Source organism: Colwellia sp. PAMC 20917, from assembly GCF_001767295.1.
Lineage (GTDB): Bacteria > Pseudomonadota > Gammaproteobacteria > Enterobacterales > Alteromonadaceae > Colwellia_A.
This window is the reverse complement of record NZ_CP014944.1, coordinates 2,066,919-2,079,124: the sequence shown is the minus strand read 5'-3', so window position 1 is coordinate 2,079,124 and position 12,206 is coordinate 2,066,919. Positions and strand designations below refer to the sequence as shown.

The window sequence follows — 12,206 nt, the reverse complement described above, 5'->3', positions numbered from 1 at the left end:
CTAATTATTAGTGACTAAGAATTAGAGGATTTCATTTTGGCACGTATCACCCCTATTGAGCGCTACCGTAACATTGGTATATGTGCGCACGTAGATGCTGGCAAAACGACAACCACAGAACGTGTTTTGTTTTACACGGGTCTTTCTCACAGAATTGGTGAAGTGCACGATGGCGCTGCAACCATGGACTGGATGGAACAAGAGCAAGAGCGTGGTATTACCATTACTTCAGCCGCGACAACTTGTTTCTGGAAAGGCATGGACGGTCAATTTGTTGACCACCGTATTAATATTATCGATACTCCTGGTCACGTTGATTTTACCATTGAAGTTGAACGCTCTTTGCGTGTCCTCGATGGTGCTGTATTAGTTTTATGTGCCTCTTCAGGTGTTCAACCGCAAACAGAAACTGTTTGGCGTCAAATGGAAAAGTATGCCGTTCCACGCATTGTTTTCGTTAACAAAATGGACCGTACTGGTGCAGACTTTCTTTCTGTTGTTGGTCAGCTAAAAGCACGTCTAAAAGCAAATGCAGTTCCTATTCAGTTACCTATTGGTTCAGAAGAAGATTTTAAAGGTGTTATAGACCTTGTTAAAATGAAAGTGATCAACTGGAGTGAAGACGATCACGGGATGACTTTTACTTATTCAGCAATACCTACCGATATGCAAGATCTTGCCGATGAATGGCGTGAGAATATGATATCGGAAGCGGCTGAAGTGTCAGACGAGCTAATGGATAAATACCTTGAAGATGGCGATTTGACAGAAGACGAAATCAAGTCAGCACTTCGACAACGTACCCTTAATAATGAAATCATTCTTTGTACTTGTGGCTCTGCTTTTAAAAACAAAGGCGTACAAGCTGTTTTAGATGCGGTTATTGACTATTTACCCTCACCAACGGAAGTTGCTGCTATTACGGGTATTAGTGATGACAAAAATGAAACACCTGCAACGCGTGCCGCAGATGATAGTGCACCATTTTCCGCGTTAGCCTTTAAAATTGCCACTGACCCTTTTGTCGGTACGTTAACCTTCTTCCGCGTCTATTCCGGAGTAGTAAAAACAGGCGATAGTGTCTTTAATCCGATTAAAGGCAAGAAAGAACGTCTCGGTCGTCTAGTGCAAATGCATGCCAATGACCGTCAAGAAATTAAAGAAGTTCGTGCTGGTGATATTGCAGCAGCCATCGGTTTAAAAGATGTTACTACGGGTGAAACACTGTGTGATGCCAATCACGTAATAACACTTGAGAAAATGGAATTCCCTGATCCGGTAATTTCAATAGCCGTTGAGCCAAAAACCATTGCTTCTCAAGACAAGTTAGCCCTAGCCTTAAGTAAATTATCAGCTGAAGATCCTTCGTTTAAGGTCGCTACTGATGATGAAACGGGTCAAACGATCATTTCCGGTATGGGTGAGCTACACTTAGACATTATTGTCGAGCGCATGAAACGTGAGTTTGGCGTCGAATGTAATGTCGGTAAGCCACAAGTTGCTTATCGTGAAACTATTCGTTCTACGGTTGAAGTAGAAGGTAAATTTATTCGACAATCAGGTGGTAAAGGCCAATTTGGTCACGTTTGGTTGAAAATGGAACCCTTACCAGAAGGTGGTGGTTTCGAATTTGTTAACGAAATTGTTGGCGGTACTGTTCCTAAAGAATATATACCTGCCATTGAAAAAGGCTGTTTTGAGCAAATGGATAGTGGTGTATTAGCCGGTTATCCAATGCTTGATGTTAAAGTAACACTTTATGACGGTTCTTTTCATGACGTTGACTCTAATGAAATGGCGTTTAAAGTTGCTGCTTCAATGGGCTTTAGAGAAGGGGCGTTAAAAGCTACGCCGACACTTCTAGAACCTATGATGAAAGTAGAAGTAACTACGCCAGAAGAAAACATGGGTGATGTCGTTGGCGATTTAAATCGTCGTCGCGGTATGATCGATGGCATGGACGAAGGTCCTGCTGGCTCTAAGATAGTGAATGCAATAGTACCACTGTCTGAAATGTTTGGTTATGCTACTGCATTACGCAGTGCAACACAGGGCCGCGCCTCTTATTCGATGGAATTTTTACAATACAGTGAAGCTCCTAAGAATGTAGTTGCGGCAATAACAGAATCTCTTGGAATCTCGTAAGACACTCACTTATAGTTAGTGAAAGTCTAGCTCGGTCATCTTGGCTGCGCTTTTAATAAACTTTAAGGTAATTGAAAAATGGCTAAAGCAAAATTTGAACGTTTAAAACCGCATGTTAACGTTGGTACTATCGGTCACGTCGATCACGGTAAAACAACTTTAACAGCTGCTATCTCTGCAGTATTAACTAAAGTACACGGTGGTGAAGTTAAAGATTTCGCACAAATCGATAATGCTCCTGAAGAGCGTGAGCGTGGTATTACAATCAATACTTCTCACATCGAGTACGATACAGAAGTTCGTCACTACGCACACGTAGATTGTCCTGGTCACGCCGATTACATCAAAAACATGATCACCGGTGCTGCACAAATGGATGGCGCTATCTTAGTAGTTGCTGCTACAGATGGTCCTATGCCACAAACACGTGAGCACATCTTGTTATCACGTCAGGTTGGTGTTCCATATATCATCGTATTCATGAACAAATGTGATGTTGTAGATGACGAAGAATTACTAGAATTAGTAGAAATGGAAATTCGTGAACTTCTTTCTGAATATGACTTCCCAGGTGATGATTTACCGGTAATTCAAGGTTCAGCTTTAGGCGCTCTTCAAGGCGACGAAAAGTGGGAAGCAAAAATCATCGAACTTGCTGATCAATTAGATAACTACATTCCAGAGCCAGAGCGTGCAATCGACGGAGCATTCATCATGCCTATCGAAGATGTATTCTCAATTGCTGGTCGTGGTACTGTTGTTACTGGTCGTGTTGAGCGCGGTATCATCAAAATTGGTGAAGAAGTAGAAGTTGTTGGTATCCGTGATACTCAAAAATCTACTTGTACTGGTGTTGAAATGTTCCGTAAGCTTCTAGACGAAGGTCGTGCTGGCGAGAACTGTGGTGTACTTTTACGTGGTCTTAAGCGTGAAGATGTTGAACGTGGTCAAGTATTATGTAAGCCTGGTTCAATTTCACCTCATACAAAATTCGAATCAGAAGTATACGTGTTAAGTAAAGATGAAGGTGGTCGTCATACACCATTCTTTAAAGGATACCGTCCACAGTTTTACTTCCGTACAACAGATATCACAGGTGCTGTAGAGCTTCCTGAAGGTGTTGAAATGGTAATGCCTGGCGACAACTTGAAATTTGTTGTAGAGCTAATCAACCCAGTAGCGATGGATGAAGGTTTACGCTTCGCTATCCGTGAAGGTGGTCGTACTGTTGGTGCTGGTGTTGTATCTAAAATCATCGCATAATTGCAGATTTTAGTTCTCACGAGAACTTAAAGAAAAGACGCTTAGGCGTCTTTTTTTATCTTTAAATTTTAGCCAACACAGAGCCGGTGTTGTATCGCTGTACCTGAAAGATGCATCGCATAATTGCAGATTTTAGTTTTCACGAGAATTCAAGAAAAGACGCTTAGGCGTCTTTTTTTATATCTAGATTTTAGTGAAATTGTCAAACAGTCAAAACTGTCAAAGTTGCTAACACAGAGCAGGTGTTGTATCGCTGTACCTAAAAGAAGCATCGCATAATTGCAGGTTTTAGTGCTCACGAGAATTCAAGAAAAGACGCTTAGGCGTCTTTTTTTATATTTAAATTTTAGCAAAACAGTCAAACAGTCAAACAGTCAAAGTTGCCAAGACAGAGCAGGTGTTGTATCGCTATACCTCAAAGAGGCATCGCATAATTGCAGATTTTAGTTCTCACGAGAATTCAACAAAAGACGCTTAGGCGTTTTTTTATGTCTTATTTCAGTAATCAAAAGAATAGTATGAAATTAATTACGAATGATAACCATTATTGTTTGCAATAATCATTAGAGCTCATTACAATACATGCAAATGAAAGTGATTCGTATTTGTATTGGTGCAGTAAGATGAAAAACAAAATTTCTGTTTTATCAACATTGGCGATGGTCAGTTTTTGTAACCTTGCTCAGGCTGATGATCAACCCTCTGTTATTAACTTTAACAAACAACAGCAACAAATTGAAAAGCTTCAAAGTGAACTTAGACAATTAAGTCTAGCCGTATCCTCAACAAGTCATAAAGATCAGCTAAATTATTCAGCCATCAAAAATTGGCACATTACCTCTTATGGCAGTGTACTTTATAAAACGGAAGATGTTTTTCGTAACACGCAAGACACACAACCACAAAAGCGCAGCATAACTGATGTCGAACGCGTTGTTTTAGAATTTGGTTATCGGTTTGATCCCCAATGGCAAGTTGAAATAGAGTTAGAGTACGAACATGGTGGTACGGGCGCAGCATTAGAATATGATGGCTTCGAAGAATTCGGAGAATTTGAAACTGAGATAGAAGCGGGTGGTGAAGTTCTGGTTGAAAAATTAGAACTCAAATATGCTTACAATGACTACTTTGCTATTAAACTTGGCAGAATATTTGTCCCTGTAGGTTTAGGGACTGAGTTACACAAACCTGATCAATATTTTACTACCCAGCGTCATTGGAGTGAATCAACACTTATCCCCCAAGTTTGGCATGAAACCGGGATTAACTTCACTGCAAATTGGCAAGGACTTAAGGCGCAAGCTTTACTGACGACAGGCCTTAATTCTGAATACTTTCGTACTTATCGCTGGGTAGCCAGTGGTCACCAAAAAAGATTCGAAACGATCAATGCCGACGACTTAGCGTTAACGCTTCGATTAGATTATGGCGACCTTAAAAAAGGCTCAGGGATAGGCGCTAGTTTTTACAGCGGTAACACCAGTGGTAATCGCAATAATACCAATAATATTTCAGCGGATGGCCATTTATCCATTATCGGGCTCAATGGCGTTTATCGTTATAAAGATTGGACGCTACGAGGTCAGTATTTATTCGGCAAATTAGATGACAGCTTAGCCATTACTGCCGCTAATAAAACAACGCCAGGATTAAAACCAGGTAACTTTGCTCAATTAGGTAGTGAAGCTGAGTCAGCATTTCTAGAAGTCGCCTATAACAGTCAATTTCTGCTTGGTCTTAGCAAACCTTTGTATCTATTTACTTCATATGATTATGCCAACCCTATTAAAGAAGTAGCAGGGGGCTTAGCTACCTCTCGTTTTGATATTAAAGAAATTGCCATCGGTGTGAACTACATACCAATAAAAAATGTGGTACTTAAAGCTCAGTTTGCTGAAAAATCTTATGCACAAAACAACCTTGATAATACCCAAAGTTTTAGCCTATCGATAGGCTATTATTTTTCAATATAACCATCAGTTTAAAAGACGACTATCAATTTAAAGGAATTAAAAATGTCATTGAAAACTTCACTCTTCGCAACGACAACAGCAATATTAATGTTATCTGCATGTGGTGGTAGCAGTTCTTCACAGTCAATACCTGTTATAGAAGAACCATCAGGCTTCGCGTTTGATGCAACCGCTATGATAAGTAATATAACAAACGATATTATTGTTGAAGGTTATAACGACCTGAACACCAAAGCAGAGATCTTTCACTTAGCGACCTTGTCATTATTAAATTCTCCGAGCCAAGAAACATTATTGGCAACTCAACAAGCATGGCAAACAGTTCGCCAACCTTGGGAGCAAGGAGAAGCTCATATTTTTGGACCAGTAGATGCCTTATCTATAGATCCTCACTTAGATACCTGGCCATTAAATACCAGTGACCTGCAAAGTTTATTAGCAACACAAAGTGGTTTTAATGCCGAGGTTATCAAGTTATTTAACGACGATGTTCAGGGCTTTCATACCATGGAGTTTCTACTTTTTGGCGATGGCTTAACCGATAATGCTAAAGCGATAGATGAAATGACAGCGTTAGAGCGTGAATATTTAGCTGCTACTGCAGAAGTGTTTCGCGAATATACCCAATCGCTTTTTGACGCATGGACTGTTAGGCATGATGCCAATGATACAAACTCATTACCCTACCAAGAATTTTTACTGATACCAGGTAATGACATTTATGCGTCTGAACTAGGCGTCGTAGAAGAATTAATTAATGGCATGATAGGTATTGTTGATGAAGTCGCTAACGGAAAAATTGCTGAACCCTTTGGTAGTGATATTAACTCAACGGATACCTCGTTAGTTGAATCTCAATACAGTTGGAATTCACTGGCTGATTTCACAAATAATATTCAAGGGGTTAAAAATGTTTACCTAGGGACCACAAATTCACAAGCTGTGACCGATGTAGGAATTATTAATTTCGTTCAAGCCGCGGATAGTGCTTTAGCTATTCGCATCGATACCGAAATAACGACAGCAATAACAGCAATTAAAGCCATTTCAGGCGAAAATGATATGCCGTTCAGGCAAGCAATTAATGATGTAGAAGCACGTGTTCGTATTCAAGCCGCTATTGATGCTTTAAGTATTTTACAAACATCATTAGAGAGTGATCTGCTTATATTGTTGAATAACTGGAATAACTAACAGTGATTTAGTTGCTAACCGACCCCCTAAAGGATGTAAGCCGTGCAAGGATGCACTTCCCTTTAATTTATAAATAGAACAAAACTTATGTTAAATATGAATAATATAAACAAGGGTTTAATAATTACGATTAATCTTTTACTGGCAACATTATTTCTTAGTGCCTGTAATCGTGATAGTCAGTCAAATGATAATGCTGTTGTTGAACCTGATTTCCCTGATTATACTTTTGTTAAAAACCTAGGTGATAAAGCGACAGCATTTGATGCTAGTGATTCAGGGCATGGCTTTTCAACTCCAATAACGACCTTAACTGACGCTGAACTAAACCAACACCTGACTGGCGATGCTAATTTTGAAATGGCGTTTACAACAGCGCCAAATATGGAACATCCTGAATTAGATGGTTTGGGACCGGTTTTTAATAATCAAAATTGTAACTCATGCCACCAGCGTGATGGTCGTCCATCTACATTAACCATTCCACAAGACCAAGATCGTATTTTATTAGGCGCTAATGCCGGTATTTTTTTGAGAATGAGTATTGAAGACGGTGAATGCACAGCGCCGTCAATTAATAATAACTATTGTCAAAATAAGCCTGTGCAAGGTTTTGGTACCCAGCTATTTCATCGAGGTGTGTTAAAAGCACGGGCTGATTGGCAAGATAACCCTTTTGTTGGTCAAGCCGATGTTTATTTAGCTTATGAATTTAAAACAATAACGTACGCCAATGGTGATACGGTTGAATTAAAGAAACCGGTATTTACTATTGAAAACGCTTACGATGTTAGCGTCGGTCAACAACGCGATAGTGCAATTATGCAGGTTGATGTGCGTTATAGCCCACGTAATGGTATGCCAATCTTTGGTTTAGGTTTATTAGAACTCATCGCCGAAGCGGATATATTAGCGTTAAGTGATGAGCTAGACAGCAATAACGATGGTATTTCAGGTCGTCCAAATTGGGTTTTCGACCCAATTAAAGCGAAAAACAAAGATCTTATGCCTGTGTCACTTGGACGCTTTGGCTGGAAAGCAAGCACACCCAGTGTTCGTGTTCAGTCTCTAGGCGCATTACGGGGTGATATGGGGATTACCAATCCGTTATTCCCACAGGAAAGTATCGCTAATTCACCTTTGCATGAAAGCTATTTAACGCGGACAGGTTTTATTGATACCGGTGTTGATGAACAAGGTGGTAGTGAAGCAAGCCAAGAGTTCTCAGATGATGTTGTTTTTTATGCGGAAACATTAGCGGTGCCATCAAGGCGCAATGTAAATAATGAAATGGTCATTGCCGGCGCACAATTATTTGAAGAGGTCGGTTGTGTGTCTTGCCATCAACCAGATTTTATTACGATGAGTGGTGATATTTTGGTGGGGGGATTACCTGCTCCTGAGTCATTAAAAGGACAACATATTTACCCCTTCACAGACATGTTATTACACGATTTAGGCGCAGAATTAGCAGATAATCGTCGTGATTTTATGGCAACAGGCAATGAGTGGAAAACTCGACCACTGTGGGGAATAGGGTTAACTAAAACAGTGAATCCTGCCGCAGGTTTTTTACATGATGGTCGAGCGAGTACGGTAGAAGAAGCAATACTTTGGCATGGCGGTGAAGCGCAACAAGCTACCGACAAGTTTATGGCATTAAGTGTTAATGAACGTGAGCAATTAGTCTCCTTTGTTATGTCTTTATAAGTCAGCGCCGCGCAGACAATGTTATTATTTCTCCAGAAGAAGTGGGCTTTGCGCAAAGTATCACTTATTCAAGGCGTTAAAGGGTTATTTTAACGCCTTATTTTTTTAAAAAGCGAGGTAGAAATCGTAAGTTATAGTCTAAACGATGCGTGTATTATTAACCGTCTTCCTTTAAGTGATATTATTTTTTAAAAAACGGGTAGTAAATCGTAAGTTATAGTCTCAAAACGCTGTAGATTTTTACCTATGCACCACTTATTAATTCTTTTTTCAAAATATTGCTCGACGACAATGCTGAGTTTTCAGGTAAGGGGGTGTGTCCTGCTAAGAGATAAATCACTTTTTGTCCATTCTCTGCAAGTTCAAGTGCATGTTGAAAATTAATGAGTATTGATGAAGTAATACTTTGTGGATACTTTTCAGCATCACGGCGTATATATTCAATCAGGTCGATATTAACGTCATCGTCATAAAATACCGCTTCAGCAAATTGCATTTCTCGGTGAGTCTGTAGGGTTAGTTTATCTGGATTGCCATCGAGTGTGTGAACAAAAACAATTTCACCTACTGGTGGCGTAATTTCTTTCTTTATACTGGCAATAAGTTGTTGTTCAGCTTCGGCTATATTACCTTGTAAAATCTCTTCACCAATAGGTCCTCTTAATACGTTTTCCCAGAAGGTCCTGCGGTTGCGCAGTCCTCTTACTCTTGCTTTAACATGATCTCGAAATTTAAAAGAGAAATCCGCAAGCCTACCATAGCCATTGGGTAGGGTTTTTTCAATTTGTTCTCTAAGCATCCTTAACAGTATCGGGGCACTTCCAGAGCTAGACATAGCGATAATCATCGGTGCGCGATCTATGATTGCTGGCGTGATGTAAGTACAGAGTTCAGGTTGGTCAACAACATTGGTGAGAATGTTGAGTGGTTGTGATTCATCAGCAACCGCTTTATTGACTTCGCCATCGTCGGTAGCTGCAATCACTAAGTTCATGCCAATTAGATGGCCGCTTTGATAATTGTGAGCGAGCCAATGTAGATCATGGCCATCAACTAATCGTTGCACACTTTCAGATAAGCTTGCAGCCATAACTGTAATGTTAGTGGTACTTTTTAGCAGTAATTCAATTTTACGTGCCGCGACATCACCACCACCAATGATCATCGCCGATATGTTTTTACCCTCAAGAAAAATGGGGAAATATTTCATTTAAATAACCTATATTGTCTTTAATCTGTGTATGAGCCTAAACAATTGCGTTAAGACGGTAATGATAAAAGTTTTTCACTGATGGCTAAACCATTACTGTCGCCATAGATAAACTGTCCGGGAATAAAATGAATACCGGCAAAAGCAATCGGAATATTTACTTCACCAATACCTAGTTTCTCTGTTTTAATTGGGCAACAACCCAGTGCTTTTACACCTAATTTTAGCGTGGCGATAGTACCCGCATCACGAATACAGCCATTGATGACGATTCCTTGCCAACCATTTTTAACCGCTTTTTCAGCAAGCATGTCACCTAACAGTGCACGTGTGATACTTGCTTTACCATCAATAACCATGACTTTACCTGTGCCGTCAGTATCTACCAAAGCTTTAACTTTTGAATTGTCATTAAAACAAGACACGGTGACTATTTCTCCATAAAAAATGTTATTTTTGCCATAGTCGGTAAATAGCGGTTGTGCCAGTGTTAATGCGTTAGGGTAAATGTCATATAAATCAGGGAGAAGATCGAGCATCATAGAGTTCCTTATTAGGCCAGAGGGAATAATTATCCTAGCAATACTCTAGCAGAAGTCTTTGTAGGTATTAACTAACAAATGCTAAACTAGTGAAAAATTTATAGTGAGCACCTCCCATGCCTTGGATACAACTTCGCTTGAGTGCGAATGAAGACACATCAGAAAAATATAGTGATTGGTTAAGTGCTTGTGGCGCACAAGCCGTAACGTTTATTGACGCTCAAGATACCCCTATTTATGAGCCGCTTCCGGGTGATGAAGTTATCTATTGGCACAATACCGTGGTAATGGGCTTATTCGATGCCAGCCATGACATGGATAAAACCATTACTTATTTGAAAAGTATCCATCCAGATAAAAACGATATGGCTTACAAGTTAGAGCAACTTGAAGATAAAGATTGGGAAAGAGAGTGGATGGACAACTTCCATCCAATGAAATTCGGTGAGCGTTTATGGATTTGTCCAAGCTGGCGTGAAGTTCCTGATCCGACCGCGGTTAATGTTATGCTTGATCCAGGTTTAGCATTTGGCACCGGCACTCATCCAACCACGGCATTATGTTTAACCTGGTTAGACGGATTAGATTTAGTCGGCAAAACGGTAGTTGATTTTGGTTGTGGTTCAGGAATTTTATCGCTGGCGGCACTGAAACTAGGCGCGAAAAAAGTCATTGGTATTGATATTGATCCACAAGCATTACAAGCAAGTAAAGCAAATGCTGAGCGCAACGGTATTGCAGACCGTTTAGAGCTTTTCTTACCAAAAGATCAGCCAAGTTTTAAAGCTGATGTGGTTGTTGCTAATATCTTAGCCGGACCATTACGTGAATTAGCACCAACGATTATTGAATTTGTTGCACCAAATGGTCACCTTGCACTGTCAGGTGTTTTAGAAGAACAGGCCAATGAACTGCAAAATATTTATAGTCAGTGGTGTGAAATGGATGCCATTGCTGTTCAAGATGAATGGGTTCGTCTTTCAGGTAAAAAAAATTAGTCAAAAACCCTGTTATTAATTGAGCAGTATTCGTTAGCTATTTGTACAAATTCTGCTCACATCAATAGTTTGCAAAAAGTCAATATTAAAAACGCAAAAAAAAGCAAGAATTGTTCAATTTATATGCTTTTCAATTCCCTTAAAAACACGTAAACTTAGCGCCCTTTTGAATAGTAGCTCAAAAAAACAGCAACATGAATATAGGTTCGTATACTTTATCAAGTAATGTAATGCTTGCTCCAATGGCCGGAATAACCGACCAACCTTTTCGACAACTGTGTTGTCAAATGGGAGCAGGGTTAGCCGTGTCAGAAATGATTTCGTCTAATCCCAAAGTATGGCATACCGAAAAATCTAAGCGACGAAGTATTCATAGTGAATTTGCAGGTATTCGTTCGGTACAAATTGCCGGTTCAGATCCTGAAGAGTTAGCGTTTGCTGCTAAAGTTAATGTTGAAAATGGCGCACAAATTATAGATATTAATATGGGCTGTCCTGCTAAAAAGGTCAATAAAAAGCTCGCGGGTTCTGCATTATTAAAAGAACCTAAATTAGTTGAAGAAATAGTGCGAAGTGTTGTTGATGCGGTAAACGTGCCAGTAACACTTAAAATTCGTACCGGCTGGTGTGAGAACACTCGCAACGGCATTGAAATTGCTAAAATTGCTGAGCACAACGGTATTCAGTCTTTAGTCGTTCATGGTCGCACCCGTAATGATTTTTATAAAGGGGATGCGGAATACGAAACGATAAAAGCCATCAAGCAAGCGGTTAGTATTCCCGTTGTGGCTAATGGCGATATTACCAGCGCAATCAAAGCGGCGCAGGTATTAAATTTTACTGGGGCTGATGCCGTAATGGTGGGTCGTGGTGCCCAAGGGAAACCTTGGATTTTTCGAGAGATTAATCATTTCTTGAAAACGGGTGAACATTTGTCTGCCCCCTCATTGGAAGAGATTTGTCCGATAGTTATTGGGCATGTAAAGGACTTACACAACTTTTACGGTGACTTTATGGGTGTTCGTTTTGCTCGTAAGCACGTTGCTTGGTATATGCTCGCGTATGACCAAGAGAAAAAATTTCGTTCTGTTTTTAATGCATTAGAGTCATCTACCGATCAACTTGATGCATTAGAACTGTATTTTGATAATTTAAATTAACTAGAAAGAGT

General features: G+C 39.9%; 9 protein-coding genes. 7 read left to right on the top strand and 2 right to left on the bottom strand.

The genetic code is table 11. The annotated features are described in order from the left end of the window. The first annotated feature begins 36 nt into the window (after nt 1-36). From fusA to A3Q34_RS08930, 5 genes are all read left to right on the top strand, one after another. Nucleotides 37-2,145, top strand: a complete 2,109-nt coding sequence (gene fusA / locus A3Q34_RS08950) for an elongation factor G (protein ID WP_070375044.1) — start codon at nt 37-39, stop codon at nt 2,143-2,145. 78 nt (nt 2,146-2,223) lie between these two features. After that, nucleotides 2,224-3,408 carry an elongation factor Tu gene (gene tuf, locus A3Q34_RS08945; RefSeq protein ID WP_070375043.1) on the top strand — a complete coding sequence of 395 codons (1,185 nt, stop codon included), beginning with the start codon at nt 2,224-2,226 and terminating at the stop codon, nt 3,406-3,408. A 623-nt stretch (nt 3,409-4,031) separates the two neighbouring features. Next, nucleotides 4,032-5,381 (top strand): hypothetical protein, encoded by a 1,350-nt coding sequence (locus tag A3Q34_RS08940; RefSeq protein ID WP_070375042.1) that lies wholly within the window; start codon nt 4,032-4,034, stop codon nt 5,379-5,381. Nucleotides 5,382-5,423: 42 nt separating this feature from the next. Continuing rightward, the gene (locus tag A3Q34_RS08935; RefSeq protein ID WP_070375041.1) at nt 5,424-6,575 is read left to right on the top strand and encodes an imelysin family protein; all 1,152 of its coding nucleotides are present in this window, start codon (nt 5,424-5,426) and stop codon (nt 6,573-6,575) included. Between the two features lie 96 nt (nt 6,576-6,671). Then, nucleotides 6,672-8,285, top strand: coding sequence for a di-heme oxidoredictase family protein (locus A3Q34_RS08930; protein WP_070377079.1), 1,614 nt, complete (start codon nt 6,672-6,674; stop codon nt 8,283-8,285). Between the two features lie 244 nt (nt 8,286-8,529). On the opposite strand, the gene A3Q34_RS08925 is transcribed toward A3Q34_RS08930, so the two are convergent. Both A3Q34_RS08925 and A3Q34_RS08920 read right to left on the bottom strand, forming a co-directional pair. Continuing rightward, the gene (locus A3Q34_RS08925) at nt 8,530-9,495 is read right to left on the bottom strand and encodes an NAD(P)-dependent oxidoreductase (RefSeq protein ID WP_070375040.1); all 966 of its coding nucleotides are present in this window, start codon (nt 9,493-9,495) and stop codon (nt 8,530-8,532) included. 50 nt (nt 9,496-9,545) lie between these two features. Beyond that, complete coding sequence (locus tag A3Q34_RS08920; protein WP_070375039.1) at nt 9,546-10,034, bottom strand: putative 4-hydroxy-4-methyl-2-oxoglutarate aldolase; 489 nt, start codon at nt 10,032-10,034, stop codon at nt 9,546-9,548. Between the two features lie 119 nt (nt 10,035-10,153). Between A3Q34_RS08920 and prmA the strand changes: the two genes are divergently transcribed. After that, a complete protein-coding gene (prmA, locus tag A3Q34_RS08915; protein WP_070375038.1) occupies nt 10,154-11,035 on the top strand; it encodes a 50S ribosomal protein L11 methyltransferase in 882 nt (293 codons plus the stop codon). A gap of 194 nt (nt 11,036-11,229) precedes the next feature. Continuing rightward, complete coding sequence (gene dusB, locus A3Q34_RS08910; RefSeq protein WP_070375037.1) at nt 11,230-12,195, top strand: tRNA dihydrouridine synthase DusB; 966 nt, start codon at nt 11,230-11,232, stop codon at nt 12,193-12,195. Nucleotides 12,196-12,206 lie beyond the last annotated feature (11 nt).

Coding starts and splice junctions, on each gene's coding strand:
- A3Q34_RS08935 (WP_070375041.1), top strand. CDS start 5,424: ATGTCATTGAAAACTTCACTCTTCGCAACGACAACAGCAATATTAATG.
- A3Q34_RS08940 (WP_070375042.1), top strand. CDS start 4,032: ATGAAAAACAAAATTTCTGTTTTATCAACATTGGCGATGGTCAGTTTT.
- prmA (WP_070375038.1), top strand. CDS start 10,154: ATGCCTTGGATACAACTTCGCTTGAGTGCGAATGAAGACACATCAGAA.
- A3Q34_RS08930 (WP_070377079.1), top strand. CDS start 6,672: ATGAATAATATAAACAAGGGTTTAATAATTACGATTAATCTTTTACTG.
- tuf (WP_070375043.1), top strand. CDS start 2,224: ATGGCTAAAGCAAAATTTGAACGTTTAAAACCGCATGTTAACGTTGGT.
- A3Q34_RS08920 (WP_070375039.1), bottom strand. CDS start 10,034: ATGCTCGATCTTCTCCCTGATTTATATGACATTTACCCTAACGCATTA.
- dusB (WP_070375037.1), top strand. CDS start 11,230: ATGAATATAGGTTCGTATACTTTATCAAGTAATGTAATGCTTGCTCCA.
- A3Q34_RS08925 (WP_070375040.1), bottom strand. CDS start 9,495: ATGAAATATTTCCCCATTTTTCTTGAGGGTAAAAACATATCGGCGATG.